This is a genomic window from Xanthomonas sp. LF02-5, from assembly GCF_034105325.1.
Taxonomy (GTDB): Bacteria; Pseudomonadota; Gammaproteobacteria; order Xanthomonadales; family Xanthomonadaceae; genus Xanthomonas_A; species Xanthomonas_A sontii.
Genome location: NZ_JAXGGF010000002.1, coordinates 656,526 through 682,309, shown reverse-complemented (window position 1 = coordinate 682,309; position 25,784 = coordinate 656,526). Strand labels below are relative to the sequence as shown.

Below are 25,784 nucleotides of genomic sequence, written 5' to 3'. Positions count from 1 at the left end.
CACTTCACCTAATTTGATACACTCTATTAATGAGTTGCAAAACTATTCTTCTAATTTCACAAATTCAGGCTTTTTAACCTTCGGCATATTTTCATAAGCTTTCAACACCGTCGATAGGGGGCTTAAACTTTGATCCTTATCCCAATACACTATCTTTAGCCACGTCGCAGCACGTATGAACTGACCGCCTCCAAGCCATTTCTCCTGCAAATGCGTCCGCAATATTTTTAGACCCGCCTTAAATAAATCCTCATCTGAGAACTTTTGCATTCCTGTCTTATGAAGACATAGTGCGTAAGCAAAGTCGGCCGGTTTTATCACCTTAGAGAGCAACATGGGGGCATGCATCTCCTTCCATCTCTCATACATCTCGATCGCCGCTTGAAATTCGCCGCACTGGCAGGCAAACGCCATATAGTCGTCCAAACCATGCTGGAGGACCTCTTTCACCGGCCAAGGGCGCTCTTTGTAGTACCAACGAGCTTCCTCTGAGACGCGCGCTACATCCCACAAACGCACATTATTATTACTTTTTTCCAGCCATTCTCCGATTGCCCTAGCCCAATGCAAAGCGGTTCGATGCGAATTGGGGTCACTTCCAAATCGCTCTTCCTCTCTACTTTCTATTGCCATATCTAGCCACTGATTAGCGCGACTAATGACGGGCTCTATTTCTTTGTGAAGTCCTACAAGCCACGCATCTAAAACGATTCCAATTTTGTGGCGAGCATGATTGCCCATTGGCCTATTTTCATCATACTTCTCCTCCAAATAGAATTTGAGCATACCCGGCTCAAAACCTTTTAATCTCGATTTCACAGGGTCGTAAATCATTTCCTGCCCTTATTAATTACCTTATTGCCGCGGAACACCGCCGTTTCCGAGTTTTTAGCAGACCCGGAACCTACCGTGTTAGCAGTGAAATTTCCACTCAATAAATTTTGAACGGCTTTTTCTTTTACTTCAAGTGGCAAATTAGAATTTCTTATATCCCTAATAGAGCCATCAATTGCACCTTCTAATGCGCTTGAATTCTCTGAAAAAGTAGGCGAAGAACCAACTCTACTTGAGCCACTACGAAACTTATTATCCCACAAAGTAACCTCACCTGTTGCTACATTTACGGAAACAACATCGGCACCATGCGCACCAACGGCATCACCATATTTGACTACAACTTGATCCGGCAGATTAGCAACAGTATTAGCCAAACGCAGTTCTTCCACATAACCATTCTGATGCGAATTTGCAATGTTTGGATTATTGGAACTCAACAACTTTGGCGTATAATCCAAGCCTGCAGCAGGATCAGGCAGACGATAATCCAGGTCGACGCCATTAGTTGTTCTAGTCTGAAGTGGCACATCGTTGGCGCGCTCATTAATTCGCTGATGGAAGTAATTTGCCCAAGCGTTTGTATTATTCTGTCCTATACGATTCAGGGACCCGATCTCATCATCAACAACTGCGCTAATCGGCGGTAGATTTTTTATGGGCAATGCATCGATAGATGTTTGACCGAAAATAGGTGATAAGCCGGTCTTCGGCAGCACGAAAGAGGAGCCAATCTCAGCTAGCTGCCCAACAGTAAATGTCAATGCATCGCGAGTCCTATCACTCGCTCCGAAATAGCTTGCGCCGATGTAAGCTAAGCCCGCCGCTACACTGTTCCCGAGCGTATCGAGAATTGCCATATTGCTTGAGAACTGCAGGCCGCTAGGGGTCAAGCTCTCATTCGGAGCGGTGTTGTAATACAGGCCTGACTTGTTTCGCGCGTCAACAAACGCTTGTTCATTGCTGCTCTTGTCGTGCCCGAATAGCGTGTCTCTCCAAGTGAAATTTGCATCGCCATACGCGCGCTCGTCTGCGCTCAAACCCGCATACGGAAATCCATAATTTGGATTCGAGCCATTTTTGATGAGTCCCCACGCTGCGTCGGCGCCATTCTGTGCCGCATATGCGCCGAGATAGATCTGCAGATCCTGCATCTGTGCTGGGGTTAGTTGCTCTCCCGAACGATACTTCTGCAACAAACCATCGCTGACTTGGTCGCTGACATCCAGAATGACGAGATCTCTTGCCTCCTGTGCGTTCAGTCCATTTGTCTTAGATTTAGCACGCAACGCATCCAGTTGCTTCTTTTGCTCATCACCTAGGAAATTATTCTCAACGGCATTCCTGGCGACCGTGCTTCCCACCGCCGCATCACTCAAGCTCCCGCCCGTCATTCCGCCGACCAACGCACCGACCGCCTGCGACAACGCCAGGATCGTCTGCTTGTCCTGCTCGGATAGATCGCTCGGCTTGGTGTCGGCGCCATAGAGCGTCTTGGTCAGGTATTGCGCTGCAGCTTCGCCACCCGCTCCAGTAAGTGCACCGCCTACGGCGGAACTTCCATTCGCCTCGGCCAACACCGCACCCAGCAGCGCGTGCGACAGCAACTGCAGCGACTTGTTCGGATCGCTACCATGGTTGGCGTCGAAGGTCTGCCCAATCAGTTGCGCCGCATACGGCGCCAGCGCGTTGCTCGCCACCTGCTTGCCGCTCTGACCGGACACGCCACCGACCAGTGCAGTGGTAACTGCCTGCAAGGCGCGGTTGTATTCGCCCCCCGTGCCCCATTGCTTTTCTTTGGCGTAAGCGTCGCTGTAAGCCGTGCTCTGACTAAGCAGCACGTTCTGCTGCGCCGTCGCATCCAGCTTTGCGAATGCCTCTTGCTCATCGCTATTGAGGCCTTTCAGGTAGGCATCGCGCGCCTCGGCGGTCTTCTTCGCTGCACTGGCCGCGATGTCGCCAGCCACCTGCCGACTGGTCTCCAGCACCGTCCCAGCTGCCGCGCCCATCGCCTGCTGCTCGGCCAACACCTTGCGCACGTCCGGCAGCGTCGCCAGCGCCTCGTTCGCCTTGCTGGCATCGGTGTTGATGCCCGTCTCCGCTGCCGTGGTGCGCTTGCCGCCGATCGTGATGTTGCCTTCGGTCAGCGTGGCGCGCGTGGTCGTGCTGTCGTTGCCGCTTTCGTACATCGGCAAGCTGCCGCCCAGCCCGCCGCTGTTGGCTGCGCCATAGTTCCCATTGGCGATGTTGCTGCCAATGTTCTTGGCCTGGTCGCCCGCGCTCACTGCCACCGGGTTGCCGTTGGCATCGGTGGCCGGCGTGCCGCTACTACCGAACCCGCCAGCGAGACTGCCGGAGCTGGCCGAGTAGCCCATCCGGTTCTGTAGGTCGCTGAAGGTCAGCGAAGTGGCAGTCAGGTCGCTGTTGTCCGCATTGGTGCTGGCGATCGCGCCGCCGATCAGGTTCAAGTTGCCTGCGTCGACGTGGTAGCCGCCCTTGCCCGCGAACAGGCCCGACTGTTCGGTCACGCCGGAGGAGTTGCCGTTGGCCTTGGCCGTGCTGGCGTAGCCGCTGGCGTCCCACGCGGTACCGAAGGACACCTGGATGCGGCCGCCATAGCCGCTCTCATTGGACTGGATGTTCGAGGTGTCCTGCAGCGACTCGATGGTCAGGTCGCCGCCGGTCTGCACGTCGATGCGGTCGGCCTTGGCTACCGCACCACGCAACGTGGTGTCGCCCTTCGAGGTGAGGGAGATGTTCTGCGCGGCCAGCTCCGTGTTCTTCCACGTGGCGCTGTCGGCGTTGGAGGAGTGACTACCGACGCTGGCCTGCACATAGGCATAGACGCCGGTCTGCGCGCCGACCGAGGCGCCCACGCCCACCTCCAATCCGGCGTTGCTGCCCTTGCTCTGTTCCGAGCCCGAGGACTTGCCTGCTTCCAGCACCAGATCGCGTGCTGCGTCCAGGCTCAGGGTGTCGCCGGCCTTCAGGTTGCCCTGCACAACGTGCAGGTCGCCGCTGGTGCTGGTCAGGCTGACGTTGCCGCCGCCGCTGATGGTCGAACCTTGCGCGGTCTGGCTGCCGGCCTTGTACTTCTCCGTACTGGTGGCGTAGCCCACGCCCGCTTCCACGCTGACCAGCGCGCCGCTGCCGGCGCCGCCGGCCATGCTGCTGATGGCGCTGGCCGCTTGATAGCCGTTGGCCGCTGCCGCCATGCCCTGCATCGCCGACAGCCTGCCATCGGAGTTGCGCGCCGCATCGACGTTGTTGATCAGGTCGATCAGTGGCGATTTCACCCGCGCGAACGCGCCGATTTTCAGCGTGTCGTCCTGCGAGGACGCGGCGTGGCTGTCGTTGGCGGTGAGCAACTGGATCGACGCGGCAGTCACGTCCACGTCTTTGGCCGCGACCACGTTGCTGGCGCTCTGCGTATAGGTGCCGCCCGCGCTCAGATTGACGTTGCCGCCCAGGCTGCCGACGCTGCTGGCCACCTGCGTCACCGTGGCGTTGTCGTCGCGGTGCTTCTCTGTGTGATAGCCGGAGAAGCGCTCGGTGTCGGAGATGACCACCGTGCCGATCGCCTTGTTGTCCGAGACGTTGGCGTTGCCGGCGGTGTCCTGCCCGCTCTGGATGGTCAGGTCGCCGGCGGCGTGCATGGTCACATCGCCCTGTGCCGCGATATTGCTCGCGGTCAGGGTGATGTCGCCCTGGGTCGTGCTCAGGCTGGCGTTGCCGCCCACCGACAGTTGCGTGCCGGTGATGGTGTCGGTCTGGCCGTTGCCATTGCCTTTCTGGTTGTAGTTGCCGAACGGCAGGCCCGCCGCATTGTTAAAGCTCCAGCCCTTGCCGCGGCTGTCGTTGCCGCTGGACTCGGTGGTATGCGCCACGCCCAGGTCGATGTTCTGGCTCGCCAGCAACAGCGCGTTGCCCTCGGCCGACAGTTGCGTGCCCTGGCTGGTGATCGAGCCGTCGCTGGCGAGCAGGGTCAGGTTGCCGCCGGCGCTGACTTGGCTCACCCGCGCAGTGCTGGTGCTGTCGTTCTGGTTGGCGTTGGAGCGGTGCGAACCGGCCTGGATCACCACCGGCGTCAGCGCGGCCGCGGTGCCGGCCGTATCGCCTTCGGCGCGCCGGCTGAGCTTGCCCATGGTCGAGCCGCTGTCGGGCATGTTGCTGGTCGCCGAATCGCGTGCGCTGCGATACGCCGCGGCCGGGTCGTAGGTCACACCGATGGAGAAGCCGCTGGACTTGCTCGACTGATTGGACTGGTTGTCCACCGTGTCCTGGGCCGCGAGCAGCGCGATGTCCTTGGCCGCCAGGGTCAGGTCCTTGCCCGCGGCCACGTCGGAGGCGCCGATGGTCAGTTGATCGCCGGCACTGATCAGCAGATTCCCGTTCTTGGCACCGACCGCCGAGGCCACCTGGGTGGTGCTCTCGGTGCTGCTGTCGCTGCTGCTGCGCGACTTGCCGTAGCCGAGGCTGGCCACGCCGCCGGAGAAGCTGGCGCTGAAGCCAGACTTCTTCTGGGCGCTGCTGTGCGCCTCGCTGCTCTGGTCCTGCGCCGAGACGATGGCCACATCGTTGCCGGCCACCAGGCGCGCGTCCTGCTGGGCCAGCACGGTCGAGCCGACCACGGCGATGTCGTTGCCTGCCTTGATCTGCACGCTGCCGGCGTCCAGCGAGGTGCCGACAGCAAGGCTGTCGTGCCACTCGTCATGCGTGGTGGTGGTCTTGCTGGACAGGAAGCCCTTTTTCTTCTTCTGCATGTCCTGCACGGCGTCGTGCTGCTCCTGCGCGGCGAGCAGGTTGACGTCGTTGCCGGCGGACACGGCCAGCGCGCCCTTGTCGGTGAACAGGTTGGCCGCGGTCAGGTTCACGTCGTGGCCGGACTGCAGGGCGATGTCGCCGCCAGCGGTGAACTCGCTGCCGTGGACGGTCTCGTCGCGGGTGCTGGTGGTCTGCTTGAAGCGCTTGCGCGTCTCCAGGGTGGTGCTGCTGTCGACCGTGGTCAGCGTGGTGCTGTTGAGGTCGTTGCCGGCGACCACCGCCAAACCCTTGCCGGCGTCGAGCTTGGCCGCGGTCAGGTTGACGTCGTGGCCCGCGCTCAGCACCAGGTTGCCGCCGGCGGTGAGCGCCTGCTGGTCGAGGTCCTGGGTGGTCGTGGTGGTGACGACCCTGGTCTTGCCCTGGCGGCTCTGGTCGGTGACGGTGCGGCTGTCGCCCAGCACCGACGTGACATTGAGATCGTGCCCAGCCGTGGCGATCAGGTTGCCATCGGCCTTGACCTGCGCCTGGCGGATGGTGAGGTCGTTGCCGGCGGCCAGTTGCAGACTGCCGCCGGTGGCGATGCTGGTGCGCACCGTGGCCTTGCCGTTGGCGTCGGTGACCGGGGTCAGCGACAGGTCGTGCCCGGCCTGCAATGCGGCGTCGCCGCCGGCGGCGATCGCCACGCCGTGCAGTTGCAGGTCGTTGCCGGCATGCAGGGACAGGTTGTTGCCGACGGTCAGGCTGGTGCCATCGCCGCCGCGGGTCAGGCCGGACTCATCGCGCAGGGCGGTCGGCTGCAGCGTGAGGTTGTTGCCCGCCAGCAGTGCGGCGCTGTTGCCGGCCTGCACGGTGGTGCCGGTGAGGCTGAGGTCGCGGCCGGCCTGCAGCAGCAGGTTGTTGCTGGCAGTGATGCCCGAACGCAGGTCGCCGCCGGCGAGGGCGTCGCGGGTGGTGCTGGTGAGGTCGCGGCCGGCACTGAGCAGCACGTCGCGGCCAGCGATCTGGCCGCCGAGGTTGAGCAGGTCCTGATTGGCCTGCAACTGCACGGTGCCGCTGGACACGATGCGGCCCTGGTTGAGCAGGTTACCGGCGGTGGCGCTGACATTGGCGCCGCCGATGGTGCCGGTGTTGCTCAGGCCGGCCGTGGCGTTGAGCGAGACGTCGCCGTTGTCGCTGGCCAGCAATGCGCCGTCGCTGCGCAGGGTCAGCGCGGTCTTCGACGACAGGTACACCACCGGCACCAGCACCTTCTGGCCCTGATACTCCTGTTCCACCATCCACACGATGTCGTGGGTCAGCGCGGCGACCTGGTCGGCGGTCAGCGCCACGCCCACGCTCAGGTGCAGCGTGCCGGCTTCGGCCACGCCGCCATCGAGCAGGGCGCGGTACTGGGCCACGCCGTCGGCGTAGTTGCCCAGGTAGCGGCGGCCGGTGAGCTGGGTGATCTGGTCCAGCACCAGGCGCTGTTCGTAGAAGCCGTCGCCCAAGCGGGTCTGGGTCCACTGCGGATCCACGCCGAGTTTGTCCAGCAGGTAATCGCTGCTGATGAAGTTGTTGTAGTCGACGAAGCGCGGATCGGTCTCGATCAGGTAGCGGCGGCCGGGGGCGCTGGTGTTGGCCTTGACCCCGCCCAGGCCGTTGGCGGCGCGACCCAGCGTGTTGACGCTGGCGCCGTTGCTGCCGACCAGGCGGTACAGCCCGCCCATCGGCAGCACGATGTTGCCCAGCGGCGCGCCGACGCCACCGACCACCTGTGGCAGTTGGCCGGTGCCCGGGTCGATCTGCTGGTACTGGCCTGGCACGCTGCCGGCGGTCAGCACCGCCTGCGCGGTGCCGGCCTGGACCTGGCTGCGGCTGCCGCTGCCGCTGCCGCCGAGCTGGGCCTGCACGCCGCTGGCCTGGACCTGGGACGCAGTGGCGCTGCTGCCACCGACCAGGGTGGCCTGGCCGTCGTCGATGCGGATGGCACCCAGGCTGGCGGTGGCGATATGGTTGCCCACGTTGGCCTTGGTCGGCGTCGCAGCGGTCTGCGCCTGCACGGCGATACCGCCGGCGCCGTCGGCGCTCATCGTGCCGTACCGGTTCAGGGCCCCGCCCTGGGTGGCGTTGAAGGAGGCGCCGCCGATGCTGCGGCCGTCGCTGCCGACCGCGCCGTTGCTGATGGTGGCGCCGCTGATCGCCACGCCCTGACCACCGGTCATGTTGGCGGCGAGGGCGATGTAGCTGGAGTCGACGGTGGTGCTGGATAGTTCCACCTGCGTCTCGTCGTACCCGCAGATCGGTTTTTTGCCCTTGTTGATTCCCGATACAGGCGTTCCCGCACAGTCGTCGATGTAGGCAGTGACCTTGTGCTCCACATCGCGCTGAACAACCTGCTGCTTCAGCGCCAGCGCCTGGTTCGCCACGGACTCGTTGCCAGTGACCATGCCGTCGTAAAGACCTGCGACACCGCGCTGGTTGACCATCAGCGCGCCAGCAGCAGCAATCGTCGATGCATTGTTGGTCACGCTGCCGGACAGGGCGATGTTGCCACCGGCCGCGATGCGCCCTTCGGCGCTAGCCGCGATCAGGCGTTCGCGCTGCTCAACAGAATAGCTGCGGAATACGCCTGGCGCCTCGCCACGATACGGGTAATAGATGTAGTACGGGACCTTGGGATAGACGATGCTTCTGCTGTCGATCCGCTCGCTCGGCATCGCTGCATTAGCCGCTGCTTTGTCCGCATCCGACAGCGGGCCGGTCTGGGTATTCAGCACCCTTCGCCGATTGTTGATCTGGTTCGCCGCAATCAGGATGCTGCCATCGGCCTCGATGCTGCCGGAGACGTTGTCCAGCGTGCCGGTGCGCGCGGTGAGCGTGCCGTTGCCGTCGCGCGCGGCGCCGATGGCGATGTTGCCGAGGCTGAAGATGCGCGCATCGCGGTTGACCAACTGGTCGCGCACCAGCAGGGTCATGCCGCTGGTGGCGCCGATCAGCGCGCTGCCGTAGGCGGCGTTGTCGGTGGCGCCGCCCAGGTCGGCGCCGTTGACCAGGGTGCCGGTGTCCACCAGCACGTTGCCGCCGACCAGGCTGCCGGTATTGGACACCGACCCGGCAGTGACCTGCAGGTTGCCGCTGGCGGAGAGGTCGCCGGCGTTGCTGACGCTGCCGCCGGTGTTCAACTGCACGTTGCCCGAGCGCATGCTGGCGCCGGCCACGTTGTTGATGCTGCTAGCATTGATGCCCAGGCTGCGCCCGGCCTGCAGCGTCGAGGCGTTGACGAAGTTGCCGCCCACCGCCAGGCGGAAGTCGCCGTTGCTGGTGATGTCGGCACCGGCTCGATGGGTGTAATCGCTGCGGATGGTCAGGTCGAGCAGGTTCTGGCCGAGGATGCTGCCGCCGCCGTCGAAGCCGACGGTGTCGATGACCACGTCGCCCGCGCCGCCGGCGCTGCTGCCGGCGCCGATCTGCCCGCCGCTGTTGCTCAGGCTCTGCAGATTCAGGCGCACCGCCTGTTCGGCCTTGATCCTGCCGTTGCGGTTGTCGAGCGTGGCGCCGCTCCGCTGCAACAGCATGCTGCCGCCGGCGTAGACGCTGCCGCCCTGGTTGTCGAGCGCATTGGTGTTGGCGATCAGGTCGCCGCCGGCGACCAGTTGCCCGCTGCCGTTGGCGATGTTGGCGGCGTCGAGCACGACGCTGCCGCGCCCGCCCAGGCTGCCGCCGACGTTGCGCAACTCGCCGCCGGTGGTGAGCCGGGTCAGGCCGCCGCCGTTGTTGACGATGCTGCCCTGGCTGTTGTCGATGCGGCCGCCGGACAGGGTCATGGCGTTGCCGCTGTCGAGCTGGCCGCCGCTGTTGAGCAGCGCGCCGGTGACGGCGACGCTGAGGTCGCGAGCGGCGCCGATGCGGCCGCTCTGGTGGTTGTCGAGCTGGCCGCGCGCGTTCAACGCCAGGTCGCGCCCGGCCTGCAGGGTCCCGCCGCTGTTGCTCGCGTTCTCCGCGTTCAGGGTCAGATCGGTGCTGGCGCCGATCACGCCCGCGTCGTTGTTCAACGTATGCGCCAGATCCACGCGCAGGTCGCCACCCGCACCACCGCTGCTCAGCGCCTGCATGGTGCCGCCGCGGTTTTCGAGGCTGTCGGCGCGCAGCACCAGGCTGCCGCCGGTGGCCTGCACCACGCCGAGGCGGTTGTCGAGCGCACCGCTGCCCAGTTGCACATTCAAGCCGCGTGCGGACACGCTGCCGCCGATGTTGCCCAGGCCGGCCGCGGTGACGCTGGCATCGCCGGCCGCGGCGATGGCGCCGCCCTGGTTGTCGAACGTGTTGCCGGTGCTGAGCTGCAGCTGGCCCTGGGTGAGGATGCGCCCGCCGGCATTGCCGAGGGCGCCGCTGCTGCTGACCGTGAGCGTGCCGCTACCGGCGTGCTCGATGCGCCCTTGCGCGTTGTTGATGGACGCGGCACCGAGTTGCAGGTCGCCGCCGTTGCTGACCAGGCGGCCGCTGGTGTTGTCGAACGCGCCGGTGACGGCAATGCGGGTGGTGCCGCTGCCGCTCTGCACCAGGCTGCCGCTGCCGTTGCGCAGCGTCGCCGCGCCCAGGTCCAGGCCCGCCGCCTGCAGCGTGCCGCCGACGCCGTTGAGCGCGCTGTTGTCCAGCGCGCCACCGGCGCGCACGGTGAGCAGGCCGCCGGCCAGCAGGTCGGCGCCGCGATGGTCGACGTCGCCGCTTGCGGTCAGCGTGGCGTTGCCGCCGACGCGGGCGGTGCTGCCGGCCAGCGCGAGTTGCGTGGCATCGGCAGCGAGGTTGCCGGCGGCGATCAGGCGGCCGCTGGCGCTGAGCGTGCCATCGGCATGCAGGGTCAGCGCGCCGCTGTTGCCGAGGCTGCCATCGGCGCGCACGCCGGCCGCGGCCACGCCGCCGATGGCGACATCGCCGCCGCTCAGGCGCAGATTGCCGCTGGACAGGGTCTGCCCGGCGTTGTCGATGCGCTGGCCCTGCAGCGCGATGTCCGCGCCACTGACGGTGCCGTGCTGGAGCACGCTGGCGTCGCTGCCGAGCACGACCTGGTTGGCGTTGAGGGTGCCGGCCACGGTCAGGTCGCCGTGCGCCTGCAGTTGCAGCGTGGTCGCCGCGCTCAAGGCGCCGCTCTGGTTGAGCGCGCCGCCGGCCTGTGCGCTGAACACGCCGGCCGAGGCCAGGGTGCCCCCCAGGTTCAGATCGCCCTGGCTGACCAGGGCCACGTCGCCGGTTTCGCTGCCGAGCTGGCCGCTGCTGGCGACGCTGGCTGCCTGCACACGCAAGGCGCTGCCGGCGATCAGGTCGCCGCGGTTGTCGACCGCACCGTTGGCGGTCAGCGCCAGGCGCTGCACGCCGTAGCTGCGGCCGGTCTGCTGCAGCGAACCGACGTCCAGCTGCAGGCGCTGGCGCGCACGCAGCGCGCCGGCGTTGCTGAGCAGGCCGCTCACGGTGAAGGTGGCGTTGCCCAGGGCAGCGAGCGTGCCGCTGCCGCTGTTGGTGGCACTGGCGGCGGTGAGGCTCAGGTCGCTGCCGGCGACCAGCTGGGCGGCGTTGGTGAGTGCGCCGGTGGCACGCAGGTCGAGCGTCGAAGCGGCCTGCACCAGGCCGCCGAGGGCGAGATCGCCGGTGCTGGTCATCGCCAGCGTGGTGCCGGCGTCGACGGTGCCCTGGCTGTCGATGGCCGCGCCGTTCAATTGCAGCGCGCCGGCGCTGTGCAGCACGCTCTGGCTGCCGCTGCGCAGGGTGCCGCCGGCCTGCAGGGTGGCGTCCTGGCCGGCGCTGATGCTGCCGTTTACTTGCAGGTCGCGCTGCGCCTGTGCCTGCAATCCCTGCGTAGTGGCGAGCTGGCCGCCCAGCGCCAGGTCGCGCCCGGCGCGCAGGTCCAGCGCCTGTGCGCTGAGCGTGCCGGTCTGCAGCAGATCGCCCTGCGCCTGCGCGCTGAGTCCGCTGGCGGCGGCGACGGTGCCGCCCAATGTCAGATCACCCTGGCTGGTCAGCGCCACCTGGCCGCTCTGGCTGCCGAGCTGGCCGGTGCTGGCGATGCGCGCGGCGTCGAGCTGCAGGTCGCGCTTGGCGATCAGCTCGCCCTGGCTGTCGATGGCGCCGCTGGCGCGCAGGCTCAGCGTGTCGCCGGCGTAGGCCTGGCCGCTGTGCTGCAGATCGCCGACCTGCAGGGTCATGGCCTGGCCGGACTGCAGGTTGCCGGCGTTGGCGAGGGTGCCGGCGGTGGTCAGGGCCAGCGCGCCCTTCGCGGCGAGGCTGCCGCCTTGGGCATTGGCGATGCCGGTGGCGGCGACGCTGAGGTCGCGGCCGGCCAGCACCTGCGCGGCATTGGTCAGCTGGGTGCCTGCGGCGAGCGCGACGTCGCGCCCGGCCTGGGCGACGCCGGCCACGGCCAGGGTGCCATCGCTGCGCAAGGCCAGATCGGTGGCGGCGTCGAGCGTGCCGCGGCTGTCGAGGCTGCCGCCTTGCAGGGTGATGGCGCCGGCCGTGCTCTGCAGCACCGCCGCGCTGCCGGTGGTCACGCTGGCACCCTGCAGTTGCAGGTCGCCGGTGGCCAATGCCTGGCCATCGACGCTGAGCGCGCGCTGCGCCTGCAGCGTCGCGCCGGTGGCGCTCTGCAACGCACCGGCAACGCCCACATCGCGCCCGCTCAGGGCGATCGCGCGCGCCTTGGCCACGCCGTCCAGGCGCAGGTCGCCCAGCGCGGTGGCGTTCAATGCCTGCGCGGCGATCACGCTGCCGCCCAGCTGCAGGTCGCCCTGGCTGGTGAGCGTGACCTGGCCGTTCTGGCTGCCGAGCTGGCCGCTGTTGCTGAGGCTGCCCACGTCCACCAGCAGGTCGCCGCCGGCGATCACGTTGCCGCGGTTGTCCATCGCGCCGCTGCTGCGCAGCGTCAGCGCCCGGCCGGTGGAGAGCGTGCCGCTGTGCTGCAGGCTGCCCGCCTGCAGGGTCAGCGCCTGCTCGCCGCGCAGCAGGCCGGCGTTGTCGAGCAGTCCATCGATGTGCAGATCCAGCCCGCGGCCGGCGGCCAGCGTGCCGGCAGCGCGGTTGACCGCGCTCGCCGCTTGCACCTGCAGATCGCGCCCGGCCACCACGCGGGCGCTGTTGTCGAACGCACCGGCGGCGGTCAGCCGCACGTCGTTGCCGCCCTGGGCGATGCCGGCCAGGCGCAACGCGTCCTGGCTGTGCAGGGTCAGGTCGGTGCCGGCGTCGAGCGCGCCCTGGCTGTCGATGCTGCCGCCGTCCACGGCGATGGCCGCGGTGCTCTGCAGCACCGCGGCGCTGCCGGTGCCGACGCTGGCGCCGCGCAGCTGCACGTTGCCGCCGGCCAGCGCCTGCCCGTCCAGTTGCAGCGCGCGCAGCGCCTGCGCCTGCAGGGTCGACGCACTTTGCACCGTGCCGGCCATGCTCAGATCGCGCCCCGCCTCCAGCTGCACGGACTGCGCCTTGCTGGTACCGCCGTGCAGCAGATCGCCCGCCGCCTGCAGGCGCAGCGCGGTGCCGGCGATCTGGGTGCCGGTCACTTGCAGATCGCCGGCGCTGACGACGCCGAGCTGTCCATCCTGGCTGCCGAGCTGGCCGCTGCTGGCCACGCTGGCGGCGCTGATCGCCACATCGTGCTTGCCGATCAAGTCACCGCTGTTGGTCAGTGCGGTGGCCGCCTGCACGGTCAACGTATCGCCGGCATAGCTGCGGCCGCTCTGTTGCAGGCTGCCCACGTTCAAGGTCGCGGCCTGGCCGGCCTGTACCAGACCGGCGTTGTCGACGTTGCCCTGCACGTTGGCGTCGAGCGTCGTCTGCGCGAGCCACTGGCCTTGCGCCTGGTTGCTGGCGCTGGCGGCGGTGAGCTGCAGCGCGCGCCCGGCGAACACCTTGGCTTGGTTGTCCAGAGTGCCATCGGCCAGCACCGCGACGTCACGCCCGGCCTGGGCGAGGCCGGCCAGGTGCATGTCGCCCGTGCTGTGCAGGCGCAGATCGGTGCCTGCGTCCAACGCGCCCTGGCTGTCCAGCGCGGCGGTGTCCACCTGCAGGGTGGTCGCGCTCTGCAGGATGGCGCCGTTCCCCAGCGCAACGCTGGCGGCGCTGACGCCGACCGCGCCGCTCGCGCTGGCCTGGCCGTCCACGCGCAACGCACGTTGCGCCTGCAGTTGCAGGGTGTCGGTGCTCTGCACCGTGCCGGCCACGCCCAGGCTGCCCGCGGCAGCGAGCTGCACGCCGGCCGCACGCAGGCTGCCGCGCTGCTGCAGATCGCCGAGCGCCTGCGCGTTCAAGGCGCCGGCGGCCACGACCACGCCGTCGAGTTGCATGTCGCCGCGGCTGTTCAGCACGACCTGGCCGCGCTGGCTGCCGAGCTGGCCGCTGCTGGCGAGACTGCCCACATCGAGCTGCACGGCGTCACCGCCGACCAGATCGCCCTGGTTGGCGACGGCGCCATCGACGGTCAGCGTCAGCGTCGTGCCGGCATTGGCCGAGCCGGTCTGCGCGAGGCTGCCGGCGCGCAGGCCGAGCGCACCACCGGCGTACAGGTGGCCGTCGTTGGACAGCACGGTCGCACTGCTCAGGCTGGCATCGCCCAGGGCCGACAGGCTGGCGCCAGCGGCGTTGCTCAGGCTGACGGCGTTGGCGCTGAGCGCGCCGCCGGCCACCACCTGGGCCTGGTTCTGCAGCGCCCCGGCGCTGCTCAGCGCGAGGTCGCCACGCGATTGCACGGTGCCGGCCAGCGACAGGTCGCCGGCGCTGCGCAGCGCCAGTGTGGTGCCGGCATCCAGCACGCCGGCCTGGGCGATGCTGGCACCGTCCAGCGCCAGTGCGCCGCCGCTCTGCACCTGCCCGCTCTGCAGCAACGCGCCCTGCGCATGCAGCGTGGCGTTGCCGCCGGCCCCCAAGGTGGCGCTGCTGCGCAACTGGCCATCGGCACTCAGCTGCAGATCGCCATCGGTGCGCACCACACCATCCAGCGTGGCGTCGCCCGCCGCCTGCAGTTGCGCGCTGCCCGCGCCCAGGGTGCCCGATTGCAGCAAGGCGCCGCCGGCCTGCGCGGTCAGCGCGCCCTTTGCCGCCACCTGCCCGGCCAGGGCCAGGTCGCCGCGACTGCGCAGTGCGACATCGCCGCCCTGGCTGCCGAGTTCGCCGCTGCTGCGCAGTTGCGCCGCGTCCACGCTCAGCGCCGCGCCGGCCACCAGGCTGCCGCTGTTGTTCAGCGCCGCAGTGCTGGCGAGCGTGGCGTTACGCCCGGCGTAGCTGCCGCCGGTGTTGCCGACGCTGGCCGCGTCGATGCGCAGGTCGCGTCCGGCATACAGGGTGCCGGCGTTGTCCAGCGCGCCCGGCGTCGCCAGCGCGATGTCGCCACCGGCCGAGACCACCGCACCGGCCGCATTGCCGATCGCCGCCGCGCCCAGGTCCAGGCGCCCGCCGGCGCTGAGCTGGCCGAGCGTGTCCAGGCGTCCACCGGCCTGCACGCTGGCGTCCTGCCAGGACTGCGCGAGGCCGGACAGGCGCATGTCGGCGTCGCTGCGCAGGCTGAGGCCGGCGCCGGCGTCGAGCACGCCGGCCGCATCGATCCGCGCCGCCTGCACCGCGAGGCTGCCGGCGCTCTGCACGGTGCCGGCGCGCTGCAGCCAGGCCGCGCCGGCCTGCAGCTGCGCTGCGCCCCCGGCGTAGGCGCTGCCGCTGCTGCGCAACTCGCCGCTGGCACTCAGCGCCAGATCGCCGCCGCTGTACAGGCTGCCGCCGGCATCCAGCTCCGAACCGAACAAGCTGATGGCGCCGGCGCTGCTGCGCCCGCTGTGCGCCAGCGCGCCGCTGGCCGCGGCATCGAGCAGGCCATGGGCGATGGTGTCGCCGCTCAGCGCCAGTTGCGCGGCGCGCAGGCGCACGCCGGCCTGCTGCGAGCCGAGCACGCCATGCTGGCTCAGCGCGCCGGCCGCGCGCAGGTCGACGTCGTCGCGGGCCACCGCGGTGCCGGCCAGGCTGAGCTGGCCGGCGCTGTCGATCTGCAGGCTGCCGCTCTGCGCGGACAGGGTGCCGCGGCTGACCACGCCGACACCGGCTTCGGTGGCGATCAGGCGGATGCGGTCGGCGTACATGCCGCCCAGGTACGCCACGTCGATGCCGATCGCCGGCGGTGCGCCGTCGCTGCCCGGCAGCACCTCCAGCAGCATGCCGTCGTAGCCGATACGCTGCGCACCGGCGCTGGCCAGCAGATCCTTGGCCCACACCGAACCGCCCACGCTCAACTGCCGCGACAGCAGATCCAGGCGGTCCACGTTGTACGCGTCCAGGCCGTTGCTGCCGATGCTCAGCGCACCGCCGGTGATGGAAAACCCGTTCAAGGCGCCGTCGGCGCCGAGCAGCGGGGTGCCGGTGGCCAGGGTGACGCGCGAGGTGTTGAGGAAGCCGCAGCCGTCGCAGACGATGCCGTTGGGATTGGCGATCACCAACTGCGCCTTGGCCCCGGCGATTTCGGTATAGCCCTGCAGGCGGCTGGTGGTGGAGGTGACTTCGTTGAGGATCAGCGTGGCCGCGCCGCTGTTCTTCAGGTTGTCGTTGCCGGCGATGTAGCCGCCGAGTTCGGTCTTGGAGATCTGCGCGCTGTTGTTGAGGATCAGGCCGTTGCTGCCGACGTCGAAGCGCGAATAGCGGTTGTGCGAGACGCCGCGTGCGTTGGGGGCGACGATGTCGACCACCGGCACGCCGTTGGCGGCGGCCTGCTGGCCGGGCTGGCGTCCGTCCGGATTGGCGACCGGTGCGACCTGCGCGTACAGCGGCAGCGAGGTCCAGGTGACGGTGCAGCACAGCAGCGCGGCCAGGCCGCGCTTGAGCGGCTCGAGCAGGCAGTGGCGGCGGTCGTCGGTACGGTCCATGTGCATCGTCGTCTCTCTCGTGCCGCACACCGCGGCAAAACCCATCGCGTTGCCTGCCGCCGGCCGGCGGCAGGACGTGTCAGAACTGGTAGATCAGGCGCACGCCGTAGGCCGGCTGCGCGCTGTGGAAGTCGCGTGGCGCATGCAGGTCCCAGCCGGCGAAGCCATCCCAGCTGAGCCCGCCGCGCGCGCCACGCACGCCGACGAAGCCGCCGACCAGGCTGCGCCCGGCCAGGCCGGCGGCGCTGGGCCCGGCGATGCGGCCGGCATCCACGCCCAGGTACGGGGTGATGCCCAGGCGCTGCACCGGCAGGTTGAGGCTGTTGCGCCAGTACGCGCCGCGCTCGGCGCCGAGGGTGCGTTCGCCGTCGAAGCCGCGCACGCTGTAGCGCCCACCCAGGGTGATGAATTCCGAACCCAGCAACAGGTGCGGCGAGGTCTGCGCATGCACGCTGCTGTCCCAGCTCATCGCCACCGGGCCCAGCGCGAACGGCAGGCCGGCGCTGACATCCAGGGTGGTGACGCCGTAGCGGTAGCCGGGGAAGCCCACCGCCGGGTCGTAGCCGGTCCATTGCCCGTCGAACCACGGGGTGCCGCGGCGGTGCCCAAGGCGCGTGTCCAGCTGCAGCTTGCCCAGGTAATGGCGATGGCTGAGGTAGAACTCGGCACTGGTGGTGTGACGGCGCTGGATGCCGATCTCCACACCGTCCAGGTAGCTGCGTGCGGCGCGCTTGGCCACCACCATGCCCAGCGTGGTCTTGCTGGTGCCGGTGCGGTGGATCACCCGCTGCAGATCCAGTTGCGCGCTGTCGGAGCTGCCGCTGGACTGGAAGCTCTGGCGGAAGCCGTCCACCTGCTGGTGGTAGCGATACGACGACAGCGACAGGGAGAACGTCCACCAGCCCCAGGGCACGCTGTAGGACAGGCTGTTGCCGCGGGTGCCGCGCGCGGCGCCATCGTCCACCAGGTCGTGGTTGTAGCCGATCGAGAGCAGGTCGTTGATGCCCAGCGGCGCATCCAGCGCGAAATCGACACCGCCCTGGTAGCGGCCGGTCGCCTGCACGCCCGAATCGTCGGCGTTGAGCACCGCGCGCCAGCGCTTGCTGCGCTGCATGGTGATCAGCAGGTCCGACTCGCCCGGCTGCTCGCCCGGCGCGATATCGATCTTGGCGTCCTGCGACGGCACCCGCTTGAACTGCTCCACGCCCTGCTCGATCGCGCGCAAGTCGAGCACGTCGCCCGGCCGCAGCGGCAGCGCACCGCGCCAGAACACACGGCCGTCCGCCGACTGCACCCGCACCTGGCGCAGGCGCCCGGGCAGCAGTTCGAAGCGCAGCTCACCGCGGGACAGGTCCTGCGCCGGAACGCCGATGCGAGTGGTGACGAAGCCGCGCGCGACCAGTTGGTCCAGCGCGCGGCGGCGGATCAGGTCGATGCCGGCCGTGCCGATGCAGCGGCCCTCGTAGCGGCGCAGCGACTGCCACAGCCAGGAAAAGCGCGCCGCGTCGGGACCGGCGCCGCTGAGGCGGACGCGCTGGATCGGGAAGCACAGGGCTTCGGTCGGCAAGATGGTGCTGCGCATGTCCGCCGGCGCTTCGGCCTCGCGCGGGCCGACGAACGGCGCCTGCCGGTCCTGCTCCTGCTGGCGCTGGACCTGCTCGGCCTGGCGCAGCTGTTCCTGGCGATCGAGCGTGCTCGGCGGTTCCTGCGCCTGCGCCATGGGCACGCTGGCGAACAGGCACGCAGCCAGCACAATGCGAGAAGCTCCTTTTCTCCGGCGATCCACTGCGACGTCCCCTGTGACGCTTCCCGCGTTTGCCTGCGGTGCAGGCGCGATCGCGTCGCAGCGCACCAGGCGCCGCGTCGCGCGGTTTTCCATACTTGGAAGTGTGGTGGAAACCACAGCGCGGCGGCATCGGGAGGCTCCCGACACGCTGTCGGTAAATCCCCTGCAAAACGGGCGCTTGCGAGAATTTCGTCACTTCCGCAAAGGACCTGCATCACAACTGGCGCGCAATCCACGGCGGCTGCCACACTCTTGGCTCACACCTCGAAGGCCTCGCATGCTGCCGCTCCTCCTCCTGCTGGCCCTGGCCTCGCCCGCTGCCCACAGCGCCGCAACGCCGACGCCGACGGGCTGCGGCGCGGCATCGGCCGCGCTGGCCGAGACCGAGGTCTGCGATCCACGCCGCGGCGTCCTGCATCTGGCCTATCGCGCCGGCCGCATCGTGCTGCAGGTGCCGGGGCGCGCACCCACCGTGCTGGAAACCATCCCGCGCGCCTACGCACCGGAGCTGATCGGCAGCGCGCGCGCCATCCGCCTGCTGCCGACCCGGTTGCAGCCGTATCTGGCGCGCGACCGCCTGCTGTACCTGTCGGTGCGCCGTTCCTCGCCCGGGGATGGACACGGCTACTGCGGCGCCGGTGCGGAGATGGCGCTGACCGTGGTCGATCTGCACGGCACGCCGTCGATCCTGGCGCGGGTGCCGGTGTCCAGTTGCCTGGACAACATCGATCTGGACGCGCCCGACCTCGACGACCTGACGCCCTACACGGTCCGCGACGACCGCCTGCGCATCCGCTTCAGCGCCTATGCCGGCCACGACGATGCCGACCCCATCGAGGCGGTGCTCGCCCCGGACCTGCACGGACTGACGTTCGCGCCCTGAGCGCGGCGACCTGCCTGCGCCACCGCGCGCTGCGCCGCGCCTGTCATCGCAACCGGCTAAAATCCGCGATTCATTTGCCCAGGTTCCCACGCCCGATGACGCCGATCGCCCGCACCGCACTGGCCTGCGCCGTGCTCGCCCTGTCCGCCTGCAAGCCGCAGGCGCAGGTCGCCGACCCCGCCGCCAAGCCGGCCGCCCCTGCCGCTGCCGCCACGCCCGCAGCTGCCACGCCGGGTGCGGCCGACGACAACCTCAACGCAGTGCTGTGGATGCAGCGCTCGGCCGAGTACCAGGCCCTGGCCGAGCAGACCTATCGCGCCGCCGCCGACCGCCTGGATGCGGCGCTGAAGGAACCGAACTGGGACGCGCTGGTGCCGGAGGAACGCGGCAACGCCGCCACCGGGTTGAAGCCGGCGGTGGTGATGGACGTGGACGAGACGGTGCTGGACAACTCGCCCTACCAGGCGCGGCTGATCCGCAACGGCAAGGAATACGACGAGGTCACCTGGGACCAGTGGGTGGCCGAGAAGAAGGCCAAGCCGATTCCCGGCGTGGTCGATTTCGCCAAGACGGCCGACGCCAAGGGCATCACCGTGCTGTACGTGACCAACCGCGCGGTGCACCTGACCGACGCGACCCTGGCCAACCTGCGCAGCGCCGGCCTGCCGGTGGCCGACAACAGCGTGCTGCTGGGCCTGGGCACGGTGGTCAAGGACTGCGAGCAGAACGGCTCGGAGAAGAACTGCCGGCGCAAGCTGGTCGGCCAGCAGTACCGCGTGCTGATGCAGTTCGGCGACCAGCTCGGCGACTTCGCGCAGGTCGTGGCCAACACCCCGGAAGGCCGCGCGCAGTTGCTGCAGCAGTACCACGACTGGTTCGGCGAACGCTGGTGGATGCTGCCCAACCCCAGCTACGGCTCCTGGGAGCCGGCGCTGTTCAACAACGACTTCACCCAGTCGCGCGCCGCACGCCACCAGGCCAAGGTGCAGGCGCTGGAGCTGGCGCAGTGAGTCACGCGCCGCTGGCGCTGGCGCCGCACGAGCGCCTGATCTTCGCCCTCGACGTGCCCGGGCGCAGCGAGGCGCTGGAGTGGATCGAGCGGCTCGGCGATGCGGTGGCGTTCTACAAGATCGGCATGGAACTGCTGGCCTCGGGCGAATACTTCGACGTGCTGGACACGCTGGCCGGGCGCGGCAAGCGGGTGTTCGTGGACCTGAAGTTCTTCGACATCCCGGCCACGGTGGGCGGGGTGATCCGGCGGCTGTCGCAGTGGCCGGTGGACTACTGCACCATCCACGGCTGGCACCCGCCGATGATGCAGGCCGCGGCCGAGGCCAACGGCAGCGACATGCGCCTGCTGGCGGTGACCGTGCTGACCTCGATGGGCCGCGCCGACCTGGCGTCGATGGGCATCGACCGCGCGCCGGAAGACGTGGTGGTGGAGCGCGCGCTGGCCGCGCAGGCGGCCGGCATCGACGGCGTGATCGCGTCCGGCCAGGAAGCGGCGCCGATCCGCCGCGCCACCGGCGCCGGCTTCTCCATCGTCTGCCCCGGCATCCGCCCGGGCGGCCCGGTCGGCGACGACCAGCAGCGCACCGTCGGCGTGGCCCAGGCCTTCGCCGACGGCGCCGATGCGATCGTGGTCGGCCGGCCGATCCGCCAGGCGGCCGATCCGCGTGCTGCCGCCGAGGCGATCCAGCGGGAGATCGCGGCGACACTGGCTGGCGGCGCTGTGCATTGATTTTAAATCAATGACTTAGGCAATAAATTGTAAAGTGTTGCTTTAGCTTCGGCGTGCCGGTAGCATGCCCAGCGTCCGGCTCTGCCGGAGATGTGCCATACCGTTCTCCGGCTTCGGTCGGATTTGAAGAGGCCCGCGCCTGGTGCGCGTGGCCTCTTTTTTTGTGCCCGCGCGGCGCGGGCCGTGCTCACACAGGCCTGGCCGCGCAATAGCGGTCGATGAAGGCCTGGTGCGGCGGCATCGCGTCGGCGCAATGGCCGATGGTCTGCTCGACGCTGGCCATGAAGCGCTCCAGATCGGCCTGCGGCACCTGGTCCACCAGCGGATGGTAGGCGCGCGGCAGGATGCCCTGCCCCACCATCACCTGCACCCAGCTGATCTCGGCGAACATTTCCTCGCCGTTGCGGTAGAAGCGGCCGCTGTCGCGGAACAGCGCCAGCGTCTCCTGCAGCTCCGGGGTGATCGGCATGCTGCGGCAGTGCCGCCAGAACGCGCTGTCGTCGCGCTCGGTGGCATGGTAGTGCAACAGCAGGAAGTCGCGGATGCGGTCGAACTCGAAGGCGATGCGCTCGTTGTAGCGCCGCACCAGCACCGGGCTGATGCCCTCGCGCGGGAACAGCTCCAGCAGCTTGGAGATGCCGGACTGGACCAAGTGGATGCTGGTCGATTCCAGCGGCTCCATGAAGCCGCTGGCCAGGCCCAGCGCGACCACGTTGCGGTTCCACACCTGCTTGCGGCGCCCGGTGACGAAGCGCAGCGGCCGCGGATCGGCCAGGGCCGGGCCGTCGAGGTTCGCCAGCAGCGTGGCCGCGGCCTCGTCGTCGCTGATGTGCGCACTGCAGTACACGTAGCCGTTGCCGGTGCGGTGCTGCAGCGGGATGCGCCACTGCCAGCCGGCGGCGCGCGCGGTGGCGCGGGTGTACGGCGTGGGCGGGCCGACCTTGGCGCAAGGCACCGCCAGCGCACGGTCGCACGGCAGCCAATGGCTGAAATCGTGGTAGCCGGTGTGCAGCGCCTGCTCGATCAGCAGGCCGCGGAAGCCGGAGCAATCGATGAACAGGTCGCCGGCGATCGCCTCGCCCGAGGCCAGGCGCACCGCGCGCACGTCGCCCGATTCCGGGTGCAGCTGCACCTCCTCGACGATGCCTTCGCGCCGGGTCACCCCGCGCTGCTCGGCGTAGCGGCGCAGGAAGCCCGCATACAGCGCCGCATCGAAATGGTAGGCGTAGGCGATGTTGGCCAGCGGCGAATTCGGCGGCACGTCGGTGGCCGAGGTCATGAACCGGTCGCGCTTGGCGGCGACGGTGTTGAGCGTGTAGGCGCCCAGCGGCCTGGCCTTGCCGGCCAGCGCCTGCTTGAACCAGTACTGCTGGAACGGCAGCAGCCCGAGCGGATGCCCGATCTCGGTGCCGAAGCCGTGCACGTAGGACGTGCCCGGGCGTTGCCAGTCGGCGAACTCGATGCCGAGCTTGAAACTGCCCTGGGTATGGCGCACGAACTCGGCCTCGTTGATGCCGAGCAGATTGTTGAAGGCCTTGATGTGCGGCACGGTGGCCTCGCCGACGCCGACGATGCCGATCTGCTCGGACTCGATCAAGGTGATGCGGTAGTCGGGGCCCAGCACACGCACCAGCGCGGCAGCGGCCATCCAGCCGGCAGTGCCGCCGCCGACGATGACCAGGTTGCGGAGAGGGGCGGCGATCATGCGTGCAGGGTCCTGTACCGAGGAAAGAGGCGACCGCAAACGCGGACGGGGCCACGCGGCCCCGTCCGTTGAAACCCCACGCGCGCCGGTCGGGCACGCGCGTGGGTCATACGGTGGATCAGAACTTGGCGCCGATCTCGAAGGTCACCGTCCGCGGCACGTACATGATGTCGCCGGTCTTGTTGATGGTGATGTTCGGATCGAAACGGCCATTGGAGCCGAAATCGTTGTACGAGTACGACGCGTAGTTCTTGAAGTTGAAGGCGTTGAGCAGGTTCACGCGCGCCGTCAACTTGAAGTCGTTGTACACGGTGAAGTCCTTGGTCGCCTGGAAGTCGACCGTGCGGTAGCCCCAGATCTTGCCGCCGACCAGGAACTTGCCGCTGCCCGGCGGCACCGCCGCCACCTGCTGGCAGGTCGCGCCATCGGGATCGGTCTTGCCATAGCACGCGATGGTGTTGATCGGCTCCGGCGTGGCCAGCACCACCTTGGCACCGAAGGTCAGGCCCCACGGGCCGTCGATCGAGCCGGAGGCGACGAAGCGGTGCGCCGACACGGCATCGGACTTCACGAACGGATAGTCGTGGATGGTCGCCTTGTCGAACGCGTACGGCTCGTCGATGTTGCGGTTCTGACGCGCGCTAGTGTGGGTGTACGACAGGGTCAGACCCCAGCCCGATTCCTTGGTGTACGGCTTGTCGGCCGACAGCAGCACCTGGCTGCTGCGCTGCTCCAGGCCATTCATGCCCAGGATCGTGTTCTGGTAGCCCGGCACCGGCTGGCCCCACGGGGCGCTGCCGTTCTGGAAGTAGGAACCATCCGGGTAGCGGTTGATCAGCGACATGGCGAAGCCGTCGTAGCTGAGCACGCGCTGGAAGGTCACGTCGGTCTGCCAGTCCCCGACCTGGTTGGTGATGCCGATGCTGTACTGGTCGCTGTACGGCGTCTTCAGGTGGTTGTTGAACATGAACAGTTCGGCGCTGCCACTGACGCCGGGGATGGTGTTCAACTGGTCAACGCCATTGAGGTAGCGCGGATCCCACGCGGTGCAGACGCGGTCGCCACGGTAGCACTGGCCGGTAGCCGGGTTCTGGAAGTACACCGCGACCGGCGACAGCGCGGCCTTGCTGGTTTCCAGCGCCAGCTGTTCGAACAGGTTGCGATCGTAGGAGCGGCCGGCGCCACCGTGCAGCACCGAGCTCTCGTCGCCGAAGAAGTCGTAGGAGAAGCCCAGGCGCGGTGCCCAGCCATCCTTGAAGTTCTTGCGGTTGCGACCGGTGCTGATGTAGTCGGCGACATTGATGCCGCTGGGCAGCAGGCGGTTGGCCCAGGGCTGGCCCGGGTTGGCCGGATCGTTGGAGTACAGCGCGTTGACGAAGGCCTGCGAGGTGACGAAGTCGGTGTAGGCCGGGCTGTCCTCGTAGTCCCAACGCACGCCGACGTTGATCATCAGCTTGTCGGTCGCCGCCCAGTCGTCCTGGATGTAGATGCCGTACTGCTTGGACGGCGACTCCACCGTGGCCTTCTGGCCGGGGGTGTTGTACGGCGCGACGTAGTCCACGCGATACGGCGTGGCGGCGACGCCGTTGTTGTTGACCGCATAGCTGAACTGCGGGTTGAGCGCAGCGGCATCCTGCGAGGTCAGCTTGATGTCCTTGTAGCTGACGCCCATCTTGATGGTGTGCTCGCCATGCCACTGGAAGCTGGTGAAGGTCAGGTCGTTCTGCAGGAACCAGCCCTTCTGGCTCTTGCGCTGCACGTTCAGACCGCCGGCGGAGCCGGTTTCCAGGAAGGTGTATTCGCCGACGTTGGGATCGTTGTAGTTGAGGTACTTGTAGACGACGCCATTGCCGATGCTCTTCGGATTCGGGTTGTTCTCCGAATCCTCGGTGCCGACGATCAGCTCGTTGAACCAGTTGTCGGCGCTGTGCTGCCAACGGATGTTGGCGCGCTTGTCCTTGTTGATCTTGTTGGTGCCGTGCTCCGGCGTGCTAGTGCCGCCGACGTTGCCGGTCTGGGTCTCGTCGCGGTACTGGCCGCTCAGTTCGATGCGGTCGCGATCGGTCGGTTCGAAATCGATCTTGCCGAAGTACAGGTCCTCGGTGAACGGCATGTTGGCCGCACCGAACTGGCTCGACAGGTTGGACGGCAGCAGGCCGACGTAAGGCTGCGCGGTGCTGTCCGCCTGCACGCTCTTGGGCACCACGTTCTCCTTGCCTTCGTAGGCGACGAAGAAGTGCATGCGGTCCTGGATGATCGGGCCGCCCAGGGCGAAGCCGTATTCCTTGGTCTGCGAATCGATCTTGCCGTTCGCTTCGTCGGGACGCTTGTCGCGCAGATCCTGGTCGGTGTAACGGTAGAAGGCTTCGCCGTGGAACTCGTTGGTGCCGGACTTGGTGGCCGCGGTGATCGCCGCGCCGCTGATCTGGCCGTACTCCGCCTTGTAGTTGGAGGTGATGACCTTGTACTCGCCGATCGCCAACTGCGGGAACGGGTTGCCCTGGGTGTCGCTCTGGCCGGCGATGCCGCCGCCCTTGACGTAGCTCTTCTGGCCGACGCCGTCGATGTACAGGTTGCCGGCGCTGGCATTGGATGCACCGCCGCGCAGCTTGGTGTTTCCGTTGCCGTCGATCTGGAACACCATGCCCGGCACGGTGTCGGCGAACTCCAGGAAGTTGCGGGTGGCCTGCGGCAGCTGCTGGATCTGGTGCAGCGACACCACGTTGCCCACTTCCGAGGTCTTGACGTCCTTCAGCAGCGGCGCGCTGACGGTGACGGTGTCCAGGGTGGTCGCGTTGCCGCCGGCGGCGGTGGTGCCGGCGTCGAGATCGACGGTGGACGAGGACGCGACCTGCAGGGTCACCGTCTTGGTGACGCCGTTGGCCTCGACCTTGTAGGTGCCCGGCGGCAGGCCGACCACGGTGTAGTTGCCGTTGGCGGCGATCGGCGCGCGACGCACCGAGCCGGTGGCGACGTTGGTGACGGTGACTTCGGTGCCGGCCTGGGCGGCGGCGACCTGGCCGCGCAGGGTCGCGCTGCTGGACTGGGCCATCGCCGGCATCGTGGCGAACAGGCAGGTGGCCAGCGCGCAGCACAGCAGGCTGCGTGCGGGCAGGTTGGAGGCGGAACGCGATTTCTTCATGACTAAAGCCCTCCCAGGGCGGTCAACGGGATCATTGTTGTGTTCTTCTAGGTGGTGCAAAAAACGA

The 25,784-nt window shown here is 67.9% G+C and carries 8 protein-coding genes; 3 read left to right on the top strand and 5 right to left on the bottom strand.

Annotation, left to right across the window (positions count from 1 at the left end; genetic code table 11):
* Nucleotides 1–42 precede the first annotated feature (42 nt).
* The 3 genes from SLW52_RS08995 to SLW52_RS08985 all read right to left on the bottom strand — a co-directional run bounded on the left by SLW52_RS08995 (nucleotide 43) and on the right by SLW52_RS08985 (nucleotide 18,180).
* Nucleotides 43–834 carry a hypothetical protein gene (locus SLW52_RS08995; protein WP_267098885.1) on the bottom strand — a complete coding sequence of 264 codons (792 nt, stop codon included), beginning with the start codon at nucleotides 832–834 and terminating at the stop codon, nucleotides 43–45.
* Entirely contained in the window at nucleotides 831–16,460 is a 15,630-nt protein-coding gene (locus SLW52_RS08990) for a hemagglutinin repeat-containing protein (RefSeq protein ID WP_320740042.1), read from the bottom strand. The genes SLW52_RS08995 and SLW52_RS08990 overlap by 4 nt, the downstream gene beginning before the upstream one ends.
* Before the next feature lie 79 nt (nucleotides 16,461–16,539).
* Nucleotides 16,540–18,180, bottom strand: coding sequence for a ShlB/FhaC/HecB family hemolysin secretion/activation protein (locus SLW52_RS08985; RefSeq protein WP_320740088.1), 1,641 nt, complete (start codon nucleotides 18,178–18,180; stop codon nucleotides 16,540–16,542).
* 343 nt (nucleotides 18,181–18,523) lie between these two features.
* Here SLW52_RS08985 and SLW52_RS08980 point away from each other — a divergent pair, with 343 nt between their 5' ends.
* From SLW52_RS08980 to pyrF, 3 genes are all read left to right on the top strand, one after another.
* Nucleotides 18,524–19,129 (top strand): hypothetical protein, encoded by a 606-nt coding sequence (locus tag SLW52_RS08980; protein WP_320740041.1) that lies wholly within the window; start codon nucleotides 18,524–18,526, stop codon nucleotides 19,127–19,129.
* Nucleotides 19,130–19,224: 95 nt separating this feature from the next.
* Nucleotides 19,225–20,139 (top strand): 5'-nucleotidase, lipoprotein e(P4) family, encoded by a 915-nt coding sequence (locus SLW52_RS08975; protein ID WP_295967565.1) that lies wholly within the window; start codon nucleotides 19,225–19,227, stop codon nucleotides 20,137–20,139.
* Nucleotides 20,136–20,870 (top strand): orotidine-5'-phosphate decarboxylase, encoded by a 735-nt coding sequence (gene pyrF / locus SLW52_RS08970; protein WP_043093730.1) that lies wholly within the window; start codon nucleotides 20,136–20,138, stop codon nucleotides 20,868–20,870. The genes SLW52_RS08975 and pyrF overlap by 4 nt, the downstream gene beginning before the upstream one ends.
* Nucleotides 20,871–21,057: 187 nt before the next feature.
* On the opposite strand, the gene SLW52_RS08965 is transcribed toward pyrF, so the two are convergent.
* Together SLW52_RS08965 and SLW52_RS08960 are read right to left on the bottom strand one after the other, a co-directional pair.
* Nucleotides 21,058–22,575, bottom strand: a complete 1,518-nt coding sequence (locus tag SLW52_RS08965) for a tryptophan halogenase family protein (protein ID WP_267121611.1) — start codon at nucleotides 22,573–22,575, stop codon at nucleotides 21,058–21,060.
* Between the two features lie 118 nt (nucleotides 22,576–22,693).
* Complete coding sequence (locus SLW52_RS08960) at nucleotides 22,694–25,717, bottom strand: TonB-dependent receptor (protein WP_267098893.1); 3,024 nt, start codon at nucleotides 25,715–25,717, stop codon at nucleotides 22,694–22,696.
* Between the last annotated feature and the right edge of the window lie 67 nt (nucleotides 25,718–25,784).